Source organism: Pseudoclavibacter sp. CFCC 14310 (assembly GCF_008831165.1).
Classification (GTDB): domain Bacteria; phylum Actinomycetota; class Actinomycetes; order Actinomycetales; family Microbacteriaceae; genus Pseudoclavibacter_A.
The window spans coordinates 24,136-40,110 of the sequence record NZ_WBKC01000003.1; the positions used below are offsets into that span (position 1 = coordinate 24,136).

The 15,975-nt window shown below is 64.1% G+C and carries 19 protein-coding genes; 16 read left to right on the top strand and 3 right to left on the bottom strand.

Features of this window, described 5'->3' with window-relative positions:
* Positions 1-26: 26 nt before the first annotated feature.
* The 11 genes from F8O06_RS07515 to F8O06_RS07565 all read left to right on the top strand — a co-directional run bounded on the left by F8O06_RS07515 (position 27) and on the right by F8O06_RS07565 (position 5,073).
* Positions 27-410, top strand: a complete 384-nt coding sequence (locus F8O06_RS07515) for a hypothetical protein (protein WP_158037799.1) — start codon at positions 27-29, stop codon at positions 408-410.
* The gene (locus tag F8O06_RS07520) at positions 407-721 is read left to right on the top strand and encodes a hypothetical protein (protein WP_158037798.1); all 315 of its coding nucleotides are present in this window, start codon (positions 407-409) and stop codon (positions 719-721) included. Before F8O06_RS07515 ends, F8O06_RS07520 begins: the two co-directional genes overlap by 4 nt.
* A gap of 100 nt (positions 722-821) precedes the next feature.
* Complete coding sequence (locus F8O06_RS07525) at positions 822-1,223, top strand: hypothetical protein (RefSeq protein WP_158037797.1); 402 nt, start codon at positions 822-824, stop codon at positions 1,221-1,223.
* A complete protein-coding gene (locus F8O06_RS07530) occupies positions 1,210-1,947 on the top strand; it encodes a DUF2493 domain-containing protein (protein ID WP_158037796.1) in 738 nt (245 codons plus the stop codon). The genes F8O06_RS07525 and F8O06_RS07530 overlap by 14 nt, the downstream gene beginning before the upstream one ends.
* On the top strand, positions 1,944-2,174 hold the full coding sequence (locus tag F8O06_RS07535) for a hypothetical protein (RefSeq protein WP_158037795.1): 231 nt from the start codon (positions 1,944-1,946) through the stop codon (positions 2,172-2,174). The genes F8O06_RS07530 and F8O06_RS07535 overlap by 4 nt, the downstream gene beginning before the upstream one ends.
* On the top strand, positions 2,171-2,509 hold the full coding sequence (locus F8O06_RS07540; protein WP_158037794.1) for a hypothetical protein: 339 nt from the start codon (positions 2,171-2,173) through the stop codon (positions 2,507-2,509). The genes F8O06_RS07535 and F8O06_RS07540 overlap by 4 nt, the downstream gene beginning before the upstream one ends.
* On the top strand, positions 2,506-3,006 hold the full coding sequence (locus F8O06_RS07545) for a hypothetical protein (protein ID WP_158037793.1): 501 nt from the start codon (positions 2,506-2,508) through the stop codon (positions 3,004-3,006). Before F8O06_RS07540 ends, F8O06_RS07545 begins: the two co-directional genes overlap by 4 nt.
* Positions 3,003-3,608, top strand: a complete 606-nt coding sequence (locus F8O06_RS07550; RefSeq protein WP_158037792.1) for a hypothetical protein — start codon at positions 3,003-3,005, stop codon at positions 3,606-3,608. Before F8O06_RS07545 ends, F8O06_RS07550 begins: the two co-directional genes overlap by 4 nt.
* A 34-nt stretch (positions 3,609-3,642) precedes the next feature.
* A complete protein-coding gene (locus tag F8O06_RS07555; RefSeq protein WP_158037791.1) occupies positions 3,643-3,942 on the top strand; it encodes a hypothetical protein in 300 nt (99 codons plus the stop codon).
* Between the two features lie 226 nt (positions 3,943-4,168).
* Entirely contained in the window at positions 4,169-4,651 is a 483-nt protein-coding gene (locus F8O06_RS07560) for a hypothetical protein (protein WP_158037790.1), read from the top strand.
* A gap of 2 nt (positions 4,652-4,653) precedes the next feature.
* On the top strand, positions 4,654-5,073 hold the full coding sequence (locus F8O06_RS07565) for a hypothetical protein (protein WP_158037789.1): 420 nt from the start codon (positions 4,654-4,656) through the stop codon (positions 5,071-5,073).
* Between the two features lie 4 nt (positions 5,074-5,077).
* Here F8O06_RS07565 and F8O06_RS07570 read toward each other — a convergent pair whose 3' ends face one another.
* From F8O06_RS07570 to F8O06_RS07580, 3 genes are all read right to left on the bottom strand, one after another.
* Entirely contained in the window at positions 5,078-6,358 is a 1,281-nt protein-coding gene (locus tag F8O06_RS07570; RefSeq protein ID WP_158037788.1) for a Y-family DNA polymerase, read from the bottom strand.
* Positions 6,340-6,750, bottom strand: a complete 411-nt coding sequence (locus tag F8O06_RS07575) for a LexA family protein (RefSeq protein WP_225733438.1) — start codon at positions 6,748-6,750, stop codon at positions 6,340-6,342. The genes F8O06_RS07570 and F8O06_RS07575 overlap by 19 nt, the downstream gene beginning before the upstream one ends.
* A 74-nt stretch (positions 6,751-6,824) precedes the next feature.
* Positions 6,825-7,970 carry a hypothetical protein gene (locus tag F8O06_RS07580; RefSeq protein ID WP_158037787.1) on the bottom strand — a complete coding sequence of 382 codons (1,146 nt, stop codon included), beginning with the start codon at positions 7,968-7,970 and terminating at the stop codon, positions 6,825-6,827.
* A gap of 107 nt (positions 7,971-8,077) precedes the next feature.
* Here F8O06_RS07580 and F8O06_RS07585 point away from each other — a divergent pair, with 107 nt between their 5' ends.
* From F8O06_RS07585 to F8O06_RS07600, 5 genes are all read left to right on the top strand, one after another.
* Positions 8,078-8,416, top strand: coding sequence for a hypothetical protein (locus F8O06_RS07585; RefSeq protein WP_158037786.1), 339 nt, complete (start codon positions 8,078-8,080; stop codon positions 8,414-8,416).
* Positions 8,409-9,377 (top strand): ATP-grasp domain-containing protein, encoded by a 969-nt coding sequence (locus F8O06_RS07590; protein WP_158037785.1) that lies wholly within the window; start codon positions 8,409-8,411, stop codon positions 9,375-9,377. The genes F8O06_RS07585 and F8O06_RS07590 overlap by 8 nt, the downstream gene beginning before the upstream one ends.
* A gap of 821 nt (positions 9,378-10,198) precedes the next feature.
* A complete protein-coding gene (locus F8O06_RS12235) occupies positions 10,199-10,339 on the top strand; it encodes a hypothetical protein (RefSeq protein WP_192496668.1) in 141 nt (46 codons plus the stop codon).
* On the top strand, positions 10,336-10,911 hold the full coding sequence (locus tag F8O06_RS07595) for a nuclease-related domain-containing protein (RefSeq protein ID WP_225733404.1): 576 nt from the start codon (positions 10,336-10,338) through the stop codon (positions 10,909-10,911). The genes F8O06_RS12235 and F8O06_RS07595 overlap by 4 nt, the downstream gene beginning before the upstream one ends.
* Before the next feature lie 8 nt (positions 10,912-10,919).
* A complete protein-coding gene (locus tag F8O06_RS07600) occupies positions 10,920-15,974 on the top strand; it encodes an LAGLIDADG family homing endonuclease (protein WP_158037783.1) in 5,055 nt (1,684 codons plus the stop codon).
* Position 15,975: the final 1 nt, after the last annotated feature.

Sequence of the window (15,975 nt, forward strand, 5' to 3'; positions counted from 1 at the left end):
TTCTGACACACGGGGAAGGACCACCTATGACCACTGACAATCCGTCGGGCTTCGCGGAACAGCTGCATCAGATGTTGGACCGGGCCGGCCTGACTGAAGAGGCAGACGACGGGGCATCCAGCGAAAGGTTCGGCACCGCGCTGCGCGACCTGCAGGGCGAGCTTGAACGCGACGGGTTCGACCTCGATGCGAAGATCACGGGAATGCCGAAGCCCCTGCTGCGGTTGACACTGAGGTCGGATGCCGGGGCGCTGCTCGGCGAAACGGCGCTGACGCTCGGCGAGGTGTTCACAGACTCACGCCCGAGCAATTTTCCGGTCCCCCGCATTCGCTCCTGGGCAGCGCAACTCATCCGTAGCTGGCGACAGTACCACCTGCTGAAAAACCAGCTGGATCAGGAGCGTTCATGACCCTTCTGCACAACGTTCCCTCCCACGTGCTCGTGTCGGCCGTTCGCTACGCGCTGGGCCGCAGAACCTACATCGTGTCTGACACGGTGCAGGCAGTGTCAGGCCAGTGGTCGAAGCTCAACCGGGCAGACAAGACCGTCATCGTGACTGACGTCGTCCGGGCCTTCAAAGGGGGCTCGACTGGCATGCCCCAGGACGCCGAACAGTGGGCACGACTGCTGCGAATCGCACTCGACGACCCACATCTGGGCCTCGCAACCCGTGAGGCCCAGACCATCAACCGAATCCTTGAAGGAGACATCTACTCATGAAGAACAACAGCATCGCGCATCTCGTCCGCCCATCCACCGTCGCAGACCCACGGCGCCAGGATCTCGCGGAAGTCCGAATCAGCGAAGGTCGAGGCGGACAGTGATCACCGCAGACGACACCGAACAGTCCGGCGCACCTGCGCTCCGGGCAGCCAGACCGCTCGAAGACCTGGCGCCCGGTGACCTCGTCATCATCGAAGACAGTCGGGTCATCGTCCGGGTGACCGAACGTTCACCACGCCTGTTCTCCACAGACGACGGCGGCCGGTGGCGCATCAGCAACGGGCGGGAAGTCGGCGGTGCACGCACCACCCGAGCACTGACCGACGCCCAATCCAAGCGGTTCCTCGCCTGGTGCAGGTTCGACCGTGCTCGCCGCAGACTCGTCACCCTCACCGACCAGATGGCGGCGCTCACCCCGGATCATGACGTCATCGCAGTCGCACCCGAATACGCGGACAAGATCTCACGCGTAGCGGAGAGCCTTGATGCGATCGGCTGACCTGCTCACACGCGAGACCATGGTGATGCCGGAAGACTCCACCATGGACCGCGGGACCGAGCGACTGATCACAGCCATGTCGGCGCTCGTTCAGTGGCGCGGGCCGTGGGAACCATCGACACACCGGGGCGGGTACCGCATCGCCGCCGCCGACGGCACCAGATGCTGGACGCACGAGCGGCAATGGGTCACACCACCCGTAGAGAGCATCGCGCTCACCCGCTGGCCGGACGCGACCTCAGCGGTCGAAGCCGCACGGATCGCGATCACCTCCCTGGTCACACCGCTGCTGCCTTTCGGCGGCGGAGGACTCACCTGGAACGAATACCGCGCACGCAAGCTCCGTGTCCTGGTCACCGGCTCACGCGACTGGGCTGACGTGCGACTGATCGAACGAGTCCTCGCCGAGGTCTCCTGCTGCATGCCGGCCCAACACATGACCCTCGTCCACGGCGCCGCACGGGGTGCAGACCAGCAGACCGCAGACATCGCCCGGGCGCTGGGATGGAGGCTCGAACCCCACCCAGCGGACTGGGATCGTCTCGGGCGCAGCGCCGGCTTCATCAGGAATCAGCAGATGGTCGACGCACGACCGGACCTCTGCCTGGCGTTCAGCCGTAACGCCTCCAGAGGCACCGCCCACTGCATCTCCGCCGCACGAAAGGCCAGTGTCCCGACCTACGTGTTCGAGGATGACGATGCACCGCGCACACGAATGGCATGACGAAGAAGAAGTCCACCGATTTCACCAAGCTGGACATTGGCACCACCCTCTGGCTGGAGAATCCTCAGCTTCGGACGCGCTCCCGTGTGTTGGTGCAGCGGCTCACACCCACGCAGGCAATCGTTCACCATGCAGGTCTCGTCCACCGGTTCCGCCGCAGCGATGGCAGCCAGGTCGGCGGCAGACGAAAGATCGTCGAGTACATTCCGGCTGACGGAGACAAGTGAGGTTCGTGATCCTGGAGTCGCCGTACGCCGGTGACGTGGACGCGAATGTCGAATACGCTCGCTCCTGCATGGCCGACAGTCTGAGCCGGGGCGATGCACCGTTCGCCAGCCATCTCCTGTACACGCAACCTGGTGTCCTCGACGATCAGCAGCCCGAGGAGCGCCAAGCGGGCATCGCCGCTGGTCTTGCGATCGCTGAGAGGGCGGACGCCACCGTTGTCTACACCGACCATGGTCTGAGCCCAGGCATGCGGGCCGGCATCGCAGACGCCATGAAGCACGGACGCCCGGTGGAGTACCGGAGCTTGGGCGGCACGCATAGTGAGAGCGCATGAGCAGAAAGCGTTTCGTCTGGCCTCCGTACCCAACGACGAGCATGGAGCGTCTTGCAATCGTGCTCGCACCGGAGCTGGTACTGATCGCAGGCCTGCTCACAGCAGAGGTCTGGTCCGTTGCCGCCGGGATGACCGCGGTCGCACTGGTCTTGCACTTCGGGGCGGTCACCCGACTCCGACCTTCAAAGCTGGAGATCATCCGTCGAACCCGCGCTGAGCTCCATGACCGGACGATCGGCTCGGCAGCACGGTTTCTGATCTGGGCGACTGACTCGCCGCGTTCGGATGTGGTCAAAGCCGTTCAACGCTCACAACTGGCTCGGGCGGTCAGTGGCGTGTTCAACGAGAGCTGGAGTTTCGAGCTCGGGGCTCACACTTGGCGCTTCGTCGACGTCGGCCAGACACGTTGGACGCTCGAATGGATGACGGAGAACGGTTGGACGCGTGTCTCCACGGCACAGACCAGTGGGCGGCTCCCGCGCACATGGACCGCATGACGAGAACACCGACACCCGGCGAGGTGTGGCTGCGCCGGCGGGACAACGCTCAGGTCATCGTGGTCGCCGACCCGGCTGGCGCCCGTATTGGGGAGACCCCAGCTGTGGCATGGCGTGCCCTGACCAAGGGGCGACTGAACCGTACGTCACTGACCGCATGGGGGAAGAAGTTCACCCCCATAGTCCGAGGTCAGGGGAAGGTCAGTAGCGCAGAAGAAGACCGCATCCGCGCACTCCTCATGGGTCGGCGCATTGTGGGCGTCGAGGACGGGCGCACACTGGTGCTGGAGACCGGTGTTCGCCTCGACGTCGAGGGGAACCACGGATGCTCCGGATGTGAGTCAGGGAACTACGCGATCACACGTCTGGAAGCATTCGACAACGTCATCACCCGCGCGGAGTTCCCCTACCAGCTGCGTGATGACCCGAAAGGCGACGGACTCGAACGTCTGCAGATCACCGTGTACGCGGAGGGCGGTACTGTGCCCGACCGGACGATCCTCACCGCTGTCGGTACCCGCGGCAACGGCTATTACGGAAGCGGGTTCACCCTTATAGTGCGATCCCCGCCGATGCCGCGTGAGCAGCCGGGTAGGCGCTGAGACGCAGTGGGCGGCTCCCGCGCACATGGAGCGCATGACGAGAACACCAACACTCGACCGCATCATCGACTTCGGAACAACCGACCAGGCATCAGGAACCATCGCCTGCGTCGACGGAGCCATCCTGGGCGTCTACGCGAACAGCCTCGTGCACAGCCTGCCGATGGCTGACTCTCAAGGCCCGTACTCGCATCTCGAGGTCGTGGTCCCAGAGGGTATCGAACCTCCGGAGGCCGGTTGGATCATCAACCGTGACGACCGCTGGCGCGGCTACGTCGAAGCCGACACCATACGCGCACTGGTGATCTCTCACGGCGGCGAAGCGGCAGCATGACCCAACTCACAGAACTCGCTGTCGGCGACAGCGCGTTCAACAGACTCCCAGCTGACAGCACCCAACGAACCGTCAGCGAAGCCTTCACCAAAACAGGGGAAGAGCAGAAACCCATCGGGAAATGTCCTTGGCTGGAGGCAATCCCACTCACCTCGACAACGGCAGAAACCGATGAGTCACCAACTCATCACGCTGAATGACGCTACTGAACGCCAAGGACACACCAATGGACATGCACCCCACCACTCTCATCAGCTTCACGGGAACCATCGACCCCAAAGCGATCGCCGCCCTGATACGAACATCCCCGGACGCTGCAGAGAGGTTCCAGAGGTCGTACTTCACGGCACTGGGAGACGCCGGCGAGAGCACCCGAGTGTTCGGGAGCGACGCCATGTGCGGAGTCATCGACGGCAAACAACGCATCGAAACCATGCGAGCATGGGCCAGTGACGAGTTCTCCGTACCGGCAGACTGGTTCGACGACAAAGACATCACCCCAGAGGCAGTCGACTCCGACGGCATGGTCACCATGTCGGGGCTCAGCGCCCGCGGGCGCCGAAGGTCCACAGGGTGGCCGATGCCGGCCGTGCAGACCTCGGTGCGTACCCTCGCCGCCGAGGCCGAGGTGTTCCGGTTGCTGAACTCCGCCGGCACACACCAGACTGACGAGGACATGGCCCACGCTGCCCACGTGGAAGGACATTGACCGTGGCGACTCCGGCGTGGCCGTCTGAGCCCGCAGAGGCCCACGTGGTACTCACTGCGTCGGCTCAGGCACTGTTCGGCTCTTGCGTGTCAGAGGATCCCTGGGAGCCAACTTCGCTCTCCGGACTCCTGCTGCTGTACGCGCTCGACGCCTACCACGGGGATATGGGCGACTCGGCGGCGGCCGCTCCAGCCTTCTGCGGTGACCGTTCAGGCACGATCCGTCTGGCCGTCGCCGAACGTCTCCCTGGCGGCAGCGAGTATCTGTTCGAGAAGGACTGGCTGTGGACGATGCCTGCGGGTGTCCTGATCATCGAACGCGCTGCGTGCCGACCAATGCGGCTGCGTCACGCATTCCTGGGAACCGATCTCTCCACCGACGTCGCGTCAGCGAGCCGCCTGATCCGCCGGACCTTGACCTGAGCATTCATCGGGCGACGGCGAGCTCTTCCCAGTGGGTGGTCGCCCGCGGTGAGAGCATCTCCCGTTTCATCTGCCAGTCGGGCGGTGCCTGCAGCCCGGCCATGCCGAGTCCGATCGCGCCGCGTCCGAGCCGGTCGTTCACCTGGTCCAGGAGGCTGCCGACCTGCGCTGCTGGGGTGTCCGTGTCGAACAGGTCCAGCACCACCTGATCCCTGGTCTGTGCGATGTCGGTCAGTGATACGCCGGCGCGCACGTAGCGTCTGCCTTCGAGCATTCTCGGGAGCACCAGCTGACATGCGGCCTTCGTCAGCAGCGCAGGGTCGGCCGTCCGAGGTGTGATCTCGCATGCTGCGGCCGCTGTGTGCATGGGAGGCGTCGCCCAGGCCGTCTGAGCCCACGCGTAGACTGCACCAGCCACGGACCCCTGGCCGCGTAGGCGGCGGCTGGCATTCTGCGCGTAGATGGAGAGCACCTGCTGCATCTCTGACGGCGACGTCACCGGTGTCGAGAACGATCGGGAGAACATCACCTGCTGCCGGACGGCGTCATGGTCCCCGATGTCGATGCAGGCGTGCCCTCGCAGTTCGAGGATCGTGTGGGCCATGTTCACGCTGAACCGGCGGCGCATCGTCTTCGTGTCGCTATCGCGAAGCTGGCAGGCGTTGTCGATGCCGAGACCTGCGAGCCGTTTCGCGCCGCGTCGGCCGACACCCCAGAGGTCACCGACTGGTGTGCTCGTGAGTATCCGGCCCATCTGCTCGTCGGTGTACCAGTCGGTGCAGGCGACACCGTGGAGCGCGGGGGACTTCTTCGCACCGTGACTCGCGAGCTTCGCGAGCGTTCGGGTGGGCGCAATACCGACCGACACTGGCACCCCGATGTCGTGAAGGATGCGCCGTCGGATCTCTCTGGACGTCGTGGCCAACTCTTCGACGGTGCCGCTCAGGCGAATGAAGGCCTCGTCTATCGAGTAGACCTCGACTTGGTCGCTGAATCGTCGCAGCATCGCCATGATGCGTCCGGAGATGTCGCCGTAGAGCTCGTAGTTCGATGATCGGGCTGCGACCCCATGTTTGTCAGCCCAAGCCTGCAGCCGAAACCAGGGTTCGCCCATAGGGATGCCGAGGGCTTTCGCCTCCGCGCTCCGGGCGACGACGCATCCGTCGTTGTTGGACAGGACGACGACCGGGCGTCCCTCCAGCGAGGGATCGAAGATGCGCTCACAGGCGGCGAAGCATGAGTTCACATCGACGAGAGCGAACCTGCTCAGACTCGGTGCAGGCATCGGGTCACCACTCCCCAGATGGACAGCTCCTGCCCCGGGCTCACCCGGATCACCGGGTAGTCCGGGTTCTCCGGATGCAGCTCTGGACCTGCCGCGCCGAGACGGAGACGTTTGATGGTCAGCTCCCCTTCGACCACGGCGATGACCACATTGCCCTCCGCGGGTCTCAAGGACCGGTCGACGATCACTTCATCGCCGTCGGAGATGCCGGCTCCGATCATGGAGTCGCCGGCGACACGAATGATGAAGGTCGCTACGGGGTCTGCGATCAGATGCTCGTTGAGGTCGATGGAACCGTCGAAGTAGTCCTGCGCCGGGGAGGGGAAGCCCGCGTGCACCGGGCTCAGCGCGGCGAGCACTGTCACATGACCGTGCGGTTCGATCTTCGCAATCTGTGCCACGGCAACCACCTCCAAGTATTCGAACACATGTTCGATTCAGAGTATAGGTGTCTGTGCCGACACGCCTAGAAGAGTGGGTCGTCCGGACGCCAAGCGCCCTCGGCGTCCCCGGGGTACTGGGCCCAACCGGTCGGGTCCTCCCAGGGTGCGTTCTCCGGGGCCGCCGCGGCATCCCACCACCAGGACTCGTGCGGCGGATGCGCTCCTGGACGGATCTTGCGGGCCGCCCAGCCGAGGATGTGCCCGCTCGGCAGTCGATAGCTCCACCAGAAAGCGACGTTGTCACCATGGATTGTGAATCTGCCCCGTGCCGCACCGTGTGTCGTTGCAAGTTCGCCAAGATCTCGGCGCAGATCGAACGGCTCAATCCCACCAGTGTTGATCCACAGCATGTACCGGCCTTCGAGGTCGTACCTGACGTTGCGAAGCTCGGGCACACCGCGATCGTCAAGCAACCGGCCTGTCTCGTCGACACCCGGATGACCGGCGACCTCTCGCCCATGCTCGGCCCGAAGTGTTGCTGCGACTTTGTCCGCCTGTGGCAGCCAGTGCTCGAAGGCGCTGATGGTCAGCACGATCGCCTTCGTCGAGTTGACCTTCGTGTCGTAGGTGAGCTCTCGCCCGTGCATCACGCCGTGCCTGGAGAACTGTCCCAAGGACTGCCGCTGTTTGACGTCTGCGTTGCAGACCCTGCGGACGACCTCGATGTTGCCGCCCAGGCCAGCCAGGGTCTTGTCGTCGACCGCTGGAATCGGCTGCCACTTCGTGAAGAAGGCCTTTTCAGTGACGTCGAACGAAAGGCCTTCGATCTGCGCGAACAGGATCGGAATGCTTGCCTCATAGGCACCTGCCTGATGGTGTGCGATCGCCTTCTGGACCAGATCAACGCGACGCCAGAGGTCGGCCTTGAACGGCCAGTGAGCGTTGCCTCCTCGCCGCAGGCGCTCGACCCCGATCTCCATCCAGCGTGCGTGCTCCCCGTTCCAGATGTCGGTGAGTATCTGGTCGAGCTGGTCGGTCATGGCGCCGTCTTCCGCAGCTTTCAGGGCACGGACGGTGCCTTCGTATGGCCACACCGCAGACATCGCCCACCCGAGTGGTGCGAACACGCTCATCGCTTCGGCGATGTTCACCGAAACGTCAACTGCAGTGCCGCGCATCCGTCGCCTCACCTGTGCGGCAGCCTGCGCCAGCTCGTCATCCGACATCATCCGCTCCCCCGATCAGCTCGCGGTAATCCTAGCCAACCGCGCACACGAGTGGCATGAGAAGACACCGGCAGCGTCCACAGCCCCTGCGGAGACAGCGACGCAGAGGAGTGATCCTGCTCGACGAGGAAGGTCTCCTCTGGGGGTGGACCGGCGAGGCTTTCGCTGGCTTCCCTGACACGTCCAGGACACCCGCCTCGGTCACTGTGCCCGCAGTGATCGTCCACGGCGGTGGGCATCGCCTCATCGAGGACGTCTCCGTCACTGACCCTCTGCAGCAGGTATCCCCCGAGGGCGGACGAACAGTCTGGGCCGTCCACGCCATCGGAGACGACGAAATGGGCTTCTGGGCGCTCTTTGATACCGAAGCCGAAGCACAACAGCGGGCACAGGGAGCGAACCGCGACCTCTTCGCGCGTCTGACGCTTCGGAGGTCTCAGCATGACTGAAGACATCCTCTTCTGGTCGACCCCGATGGGCTACGTCAGTGGCTTTCCAGAGCTCCAGGCGCTCTGGCAGCATTGGCACCCGAGCTCTCAGCCGACCGGCGATCGGGAAGACTGGCTGGAAGCCGTCCTGCGGCTGGACACCCTCCTGAACGTGCATCCCAGGGAGCATGTTTGGGTCCGCACGACCACTGAGCGCCAGGCCGTGAACGCGGCAACGGGCGAGGTCTGCACGGATGCCGGTCGTCTCGCTCGCATGAAGCTCGTCGGTCCGGTCGCCAATGTCGGACACCTCTCGCAGTCGTATCTCAGCGATCCCCGTCTGGCAGGTGAGAGAGTCGTGGACAGCTACTGGGCAGAGCCGGTGTTTCTCGCTCATGCCGGGCGCCCGGTCATCCGCACCACGTGTGGGGAAGGTCAGGGGTTCCCTGCGACGAAGGACACCATCAACGCACTGGCTCCTGGCCGAGTCTGCGTCAAAGACATCGACCCGAAGATGAGTTTCTTCACCACCACGTCGCCGTTCGACAGCCATGACTTCTTCAGCAAGATCAGCATGTGGTCGCTCGACCGCCCTGGTGCACTCCTAGTGCAGCCGTGGGTGCCGTTGAGCGCCGAGTACAGGATCTTCGTTGTGGGGCACGAGGTCGTGACCGGCGCGGGCTGCATCGAGCACCTCACCCCGCTCGATGCGATCGCACGTCCGTTCGATCCGAGGGTTGAGCGCACTCGGGGTGTGTCTCCCGTCTTCGAGGCACCGGAGCTGGTGGCACGGTATCTGCAATGGGCGGAGAGCTACACGACTGCTTGGCGGGAAGCACATTCCACCTGTGGCGACTACGTCGTGGATGTCGCACTGAAAACAGACACCGATGAAGTCGTTGCCATCGAGATGAACGGACTGCACAACTCTGGGCTGTACGCATCTGATGTGCGTGCACTGTTCGAAGAATGGTGCCGTTAAGGGCTGCCAGTGGCTCCGTTGGGAACTTGTATGCTCTCTCTCGCTAGGTCGAGAGCATAACATTCCAGAAAACCACCAGACAACCCCCAAAACCCGTGAAAACCATGTGTGGGACGCGATCGAAGGCCACCCGCGCCACAGAAACGGACCGAACCGCAGAAGCCGCACACCGGGACCGAAAACCTTTAGGCTCTCCCCCGGCTCGCACGGGGAGAGCCTAACACATTTCCGCCGTCACCGCTGTCACCACCCTGTCACCATCCCTCCGGTGACGCTACATCCCAGTAAACATAAGGGCAGTAGGGGTCTGTCACCGCTGTCACCGCATTTGGGGGACACCCCCTCCAGATGAGAGGAAGAGAGGGAGGGAGAGCCCCCTATATATCTCTCTCTTACATGAGGTCTACAAAAAGTGGTGACAGTGGTGACAACCCCCTCCTGCCCAGTCCGCAGTAGGGCTTCGCTGTCACCACACCACCGGTGACACCGCGGTGACAGCGGTGACGGCCCACGGCTGGAAGTGGTGTCCTTACAGCGGTGACAGGAGCACAGCGACTGTCATTCCAGCCCACGGCTGGAGCTGATGTCGTTACAGCCGAGATCGGCCCCGGCGCTTCCCACTCGAGAGCACCTCACCGCCGAGGACCACCCCCTCGACAACGCAGAAACAGCCACAGCAGCCTCACCAGCCCACAGCTGAACCCGTCACACCGGAACTACCCCCAGGGCCTCAGCGACGCGCACAGCCCCGCACAGGACATGCTCTCGGCGACGCTCGACCCCCCCAACGCGGAAGTCCCTCGCACGCATACATCCCCGGTATGAAGTTCCTGCTGCGTGAAGACGAAGACGACAACAACAAGCTCATTGACCAGCCGAAGGTCCGCGGGATCGTTTGGGCGCTCACCGGCGTGCTCGCCCTCGGGGTAATCGTCATCCTGGTGAAGAGCGTGCTCGCGTGACGCGCTCGTACGGTCGGGTGATCGGCGTGCCAGGTGGTTCGCTGCAGCACTCCGAGGGGTGGGCTGCGAACGAGGATGTCGCTCGTATCGGACGGACAGGCGAGCTGCGCACAGCCGAGGTGCTGAATCGCCTGGCGATGCGTCCCGGCGGGGCCGACGTGATCCACGACTGCCGCATACCGATCCCAGGGATCAGTGCGAACATCGACCACATCGTGGTCTCCGGCAGCGACGTGTGGCTGATCGACTCCAAAGTCTGGAAACCAGGCTTCTACTGGACGTTCCGGGGCGTGTCCCGACGTGGGGGTGAACGGTTCCCATTCGCGGACAAGAAGACGCTGCCGATGGCGGAGCAGGCTGTCCGTGGCTTCCTGCGCACCGGTGCCCGTGTGCACTGTCTGCTGGTCGTGTGGCCGTCAAACGATCATGCGGTACTTCGTCTCGGGCTCTACCGTCCACGGGGCGCTCGTGCCGTCGCCGGGCCGAGGTTCGCTCGACATCAAACCATCCGCACCAAGCCTGGTCGACAGCAGATCACTGACCGGCTCGCCGAGCTGGTCATTCACGCATAGGTCGGTTCATGGCTGTCAGACCACCTCAGAATGAGACCGACATCGCACCATGGGTGCTCGTAGGGTCCGTGCCGGTCGCCGCGCTCGCCTGGTGGCTGTGGCAGGTGCCTGCCGTCGCACTGCTCTGGATCCTCGTGGTCGCTGCATGCTGGTTCTCACAGCCTCCGATCCTCACGGGCAAGAAAGACCGGACCGGCCGCGTCCAGCCGGCATCTACGGCGGAGCAGAAGTCCATGTCCCGCCACGAAATGTTCCGCGCCGGACGGTTCTCACTCATCGTTCCCCAGATCAGCTCGATCGGCTGGCCGCCGCTCATGGCCTCCATCACCGCACTCCTCACAGGCGTCGCAGCATGGTTCCTCCCGGTGAGCGCCCCATTCCAGGTAGTGTGGCCGCTGTTCCCGGCGCTGAACGCGTGGGGTGCGTTCGCGCTCGCCCTACAAGTGCCGGCCATCGCCCGGCAGTTCGCCGATGATGTCCAGCCACGCCCCGGACTCGATCTGCCCGCGGTCTGGAAGCGACTGACTTCCGGCGACCTGCGCACCACGATCAGTCTCGGCTGTGGAGTCCTCGCAGCCGCATCCGTGGTCGTCGCGGGTTGTGCACTTGGGCCGAAGGTCTCGTTCCTCAGCTCGCTGTTTCTCGGCCTTGCCTGCGTCCCCCTCTCCCTGCAGGTGGGACTCCACCGGCCGGTCATCGCCCACTGGCGGGACATGGTCGATGGGCGCGCACAGTGGGCTCCTCGCTGGGAGGTGCTGAAGCTCGATCCGGCCCCGCGTCTGGTCGACCGTTCCCGGTTACCTGGTGACGTGGCCACCATTGACACGTTCGACGCTCCCCCAGAGGTCGGATCGCGCGGCATGTTCACCCGCCTGCAGGACTTCGAAACCCTCGTCGACCCTGGAACCACCGTCGCTCTGCTCATCGAGCCGAACCTCGACAGCCAGGGGCAGCCAGTGCCGTCGACATCGCATCCGACACGGTTTCGCGTCATCACCTGGTTCACGGACGACTGGCCAGCCGTCTCTGCCGCCGAGACTGACGACGACATCCGCCAGCTGGTCATCGAGACAGTCGCCTCCCGCGCCGCCTACGCAGTGCAGAAGCTCCCGCCGCTCGTCCTCGAGCAGCTGGCCCCGATCACGGACCCTCCCTCTCAGCGAGACACCGACGACGGATTCGACGATACGAGAGCCGCGTTCGGCACAGTGTGGCGCAGCCCAGCCAACCCCGACGTGACCGTCAGCGTACTCATGGAGCTCGGCATTCTCGATCGCGTGGCGGCAGAGCTCGGCTGCGAGATCATTGCCGATCCGGAAAATGACTGCGCATACCTTGGTGCTCTCACCGAACCACCGATCGCTCGCATCCAACCGCGTTGGGTGCACCGGTTCGACGAACTCGCGAAGATCCGCCGCTGGGATCAGCGTTGGACGGACATCGTCAAACAGGGCGGCCGCAAACCGGTACTGCAGCCGTCGACGGAGCGCGAGTACCAGTACCGCCACATCGACCGGAGAACTGGTGCCGCGCGCAGCATCACGGTCGGTACCTGGGGCTTCGTGACACCTCAGGGGGTCACGCCCGCCGAGTTCACGAATCAGGACACTGAGCACAAGCTGAAGACCACGCTGAAGGCAGCACCGTTCGCTTCCGTGCAGCCGTGGAAGGACCCTGCAAGCCGAGATGGTCGCGCCCACTCCGAAGCGTTCATGGTGGTGTCCGTGCCCGCGGGAACAGACCTGCCAACCCTCCCCCAGGACTATGTCCCGGCGGGGCGAGGCAACGAACCGCAGCGGCTCATCCTTGCCGGCTTCCTCTCCCACGCGTTCGACGCCTGCCGTCTCGCTCGCCCGCACCTGACGAAGCTGACCGCTCTGACCACCGCCACGTCGTCCGGCACCATCTGGCGAATGGACATCTTCCTCGGCGCCGGAGTGACTCTCGACGCGCTCCGGAAGCAGTCGGAGAAGATCCGGCAGACCCTCGGCGCCGAATGGCTGATCGTCGACCGCGCGGAAACCGGCCGGGCCACCATCGTCGTCGGCGCAGCCCCCGGTGCTGACGGCATCGAGTACGCGACCCCGGCCGACCGCAACCGCGAGTATGTGACCAGCCTCAACTGGCAGCAGGTCTTCATTGCCGCGAAAGTCGTCAGCGAGAACGGCGCAGTGCCCTCACTCGTCTCAGCGGGTGTCCTCCCCCACAACGATCGTGTACAGGACCTCACCTTCAAGCTGCCGATGGGGCTCGCCCCCGCCGACGTCCGGGAGAAGGTCGGCAAGCTCAGGGCAGCATCCAGCAACGACTTCATCGACATTCGCGACAGCGAAACCGGCCCCGACCATGTCCGCATGCTCGTCTGCCGAGAGAACCCACTGCCGAAAGGCGTGCCGTACGACTTCGAGCTCGTCGATCGCCTCGCAGACGAAGGATGCGTGCCGTTCGCCATGGGGGTCGAAGGCGAGCCCGTCATCTTCGACCCAAAGGACGGTCATGCCATGCTGGCCGGAGTCAGCGGTGCGGGCAAGGCGCAGAGTCTGAGCACGCGACTCCCGGTCCCCATTTCCGAACGATTCCCGGACGGGTGGGCGACCATTGGAACCATTCAGCCCGGGGATCATGTGTACGCACCAGATGGGTCCGTCCAGACGGTTCGGGCGCTTTCACCGATCCGAGAATGCACGGAGTACACCCTCGTGCTCTCCGATGGTCGGCGGGCCCGCTCAGGGGGAAACCATCTGTGGACGGTGCAGACCGCTTCAGCGAGACGAGCTCGCACACCGGGCAGTGCGGCCCGCAGAGACTCCGTCGTGGCAGACGAGCGCGCCAGACTCGCCCAACGGCTCCGAGGCATGGCTGAGCAGACGCCAGCCGGACAGGTGGCAACACGTCAGACTATCGCGCAGATCTCTGGGGTCTCGTTGAGTGCAGTCTGCCGCATCCTCCCGGAAAGCCTCGCGCTCGCTGGGACGGTCACGACCAGGAGGCCCGCCAGCCTGTATGACGCGCGAGACGCCCGACAAGCCGTTATCGAGCACGGGCGGCTCTGTCCCCCACTGACCGAATCTGTGACGGTCTCGCAGCTGTCCGAGCTGTTGTTCGGTGAGAGCGATTCACGCAACCGCAGGAAAACGGTGAGAGGTTGGTTGAGAGGGCTCGACCCTGTCGGAGTCAGTGAGGTCCAGCGTCAGCGGGTCTCCGTCTACCCAGTCGATGAGGCCCTGACCCTGCTCGCAGATTCGGTCGAACACCGCACACGAACCTTGCAGCCCCTGAACTCGATCGTCAGCATGCAGGAGATCGTGGAAGCAGGAGTGCTCGATTCGCGGGGAGCTCACAACTGGGCGATCCAGATTGCAAGCTCGCTACAGGGGCAGGATTTGGATCTACCCGTTGCCCCGTACACGCTCGGAGCGTGGCTCGGTGACGGAAGCAAACGCGGCCCCTCGATTACTGGACTGGACGAAGGTGTTCTGCACAACGTCCTCACTGATGGCTACGTCCTGCGGCGTACGGAGGGAAAGTCCGGCGATAGTCGGGCGGTAACTTGGCACTTCGATGGCCTCCGTCCTGATCTGGTGAGCGCAGGCTTCACCTTGAACCCTGACAGCCCAGCAAAGCAGAAGTGGATCCCAAGGGTCTACCAGCGCGCGTCAAAAGCACAGCGCCTGGCCCTGCTGCAAGGACTCATGGACACAGATGGCACAGTGGACGTCAACGGGGCGTGTGAGATCTGCCTGACAGACGAGCGCCTCATACAGGATGTCCTCGAGCTCATCCGAGGGCTCGGGATTCGCGCATCACTCACCACAGCGAGTGCCGGATACACCCGCAGTGACGGCACCCGCAAGATGACGGGCAACCGGTACCGCATCGCGTTTACAACGCTGGAGCCTGTGTTCCGGCTGACTCGAAAGCTTGAACGACTGGAGACTCGGGTAAGCGAGCGCACTGGGCACGACCTCGTATTCGTCACTGACATCATCGAAGGTGACGTCGTGCCCATGCGCTGCCTGATGGTCACCGGGGAGCATCACACCTACCTCACTGAGGACCTGGTACCGACCCACAACTCTGTGCTCGCTCAGACGTTCCTGACTTCTGCGGCTGCTCACGGCGAGATCATCTACGTAATCGACCCGATGAAAGGTGGCGCTGACTTCAACTTCGTGCGCCCCTACGCTGCAGCATTCGCAGACTCCATCGAGACCGCCGCTGCCGCGCTCAAATGTGTCTACGCCCAGGTGGTCGAGCGTAAGAATCTGAACGCCGCTCACGGTGCCCCGTCGTTCAGTGACCTGCCGGAGGCCTTGCGCCCCAAGCGGATATGGGTGATGGTCGACGAGTTCACCAGCCTGCTTGGGAAGGAGCCCGTGCCTGATGCTTCGTCGGACCCGGAGGAGATGGCTGAACGGGACCGCATGATGCATCTCAACCAGGACAAGGCCAGCATCGGCATCCTGACCGGGAAGATCGCGCGGGAGGCACGGTCAGCGGGTGTGACCCTGCTGCTTGGCACGCAGAAGCTCTCGGCAAAGACTCTTGACGCGATACCTGGTGGGGACCTGAAAACGAACCTCGCCAGAAGCCTGCTGGGCAAAGCCTCCTACGGCGACAAGATGTCTGCCCTGCGCAACCCCGACGATGCCCCCGAGCTCGGTGCCTTCATTCCGAAGGGGCGTGGCCTCTGGGAGCCGCTTGTCGGCCCGACGCAGGTGATCCAGGTCTGGTACGCCCCTCAGGAAGAGTTAGCACGTCAGCTCGCAGCTCGGCGTGACCCACTTCCGGACGATGAGCGTTCGAATCTCGAAGCGTTCATCCGTAAGGAGAGTGGTCCCCGCCTCGGCGTCCTGGAGGAAGACGACGGCACGACCCCCGTTGAGGTCGTGAACGAGACACCGGTCATTGAGGATGTCGGCATTGTCGAGGAGGTCGACATCGCTGACGACCTCGCAAGCTTCTTCAATGACGTGGCGTCACCAGAGACCGATCCTGAGCCCACATCGGAATCGTCTTCAGCGAACCCAGCTGCGGCGCCAGAGACCTACGACGACTTCTGAT

Excerpts from the sequence above, each read along its gene's own strand:
- F8O06_RS07515 (WP_158037799.1), top strand. The coding sequence starts at position 27 with ATGACCACTGACAATCCGTCGGGCTTCGCGGAACAGCTGCATCAGATG.
- F8O06_RS07520 (WP_158037798.1), top strand. The coding sequence starts at position 407 with ATGACCCTTCTGCACAACGTTCCCTCCCACGTGCTCGTGTCGGCCGTT.
- F8O06_RS07530 (WP_158037796.1), top strand. The coding sequence starts at position 1,210 with ATGCGATCGGCTGACCTGCTCACACGCGAGACCATGGTGATGCCGGAA.
- F8O06_RS07535 (WP_158037795.1), top strand. The coding sequence starts at position 1,944 with ATGACGAAGAAGAAGTCCACCGATTTCACCAAGCTGGACATTGGCACC.
- F8O06_RS07545 (WP_158037793.1), top strand. The coding sequence starts at position 2,506 with ATGAGCAGAAAGCGTTTCGTCTGGCCTCCGTACCCAACGACGAGCATG.
- F8O06_RS07550 (WP_158037792.1), top strand. The coding sequence starts at position 3,003 with ATGACGAGAACACCGACACCCGGCGAGGTGTGGCTGCGCCGGCGGGAC.
- F8O06_RS07555 (WP_158037791.1), top strand. The coding sequence starts at position 3,643 with ATGACGAGAACACCAACACTCGACCGCATCATCGACTTCGGAACAACC.
- F8O06_RS07560 (WP_158037790.1), top strand. The coding sequence starts at position 4,169 with ATGGACATGCACCCCACCACTCTCATCAGCTTCACGGGAACCATCGAC.
- F8O06_RS07570 (WP_158037788.1), bottom strand. The coding sequence starts at position 6,358 with ATGCCTGCACCGAGTCTGAGCAGGTTCGCTCTCGTCGATGTGAACTCA.
- F8O06_RS07580 (WP_158037787.1), bottom strand. The coding sequence starts at position 7,970 with ATGATGTCGGATGACGAGCTGGCGCAGGCTGCCGCACAGGTGAGGCGA.
- F8O06_RS07590 (WP_158037785.1), top strand. The coding sequence starts at position 8,409 with ATGACTGAAGACATCCTCTTCTGGTCGACCCCGATGGGCTACGTCAGT.
- F8O06_RS12235 (WP_192496668.1), top strand. The coding sequence starts at position 10,199 with ATGAAGTTCCTGCTGCGTGAAGACGAAGACGACAACAACAAGCTCATT.
- F8O06_RS07600 (WP_158037783.1), top strand. The coding sequence starts at position 10,920 with ATGGCTGTCAGACCACCTCAGAATGAGACCGACATCGCACCATGGGTG.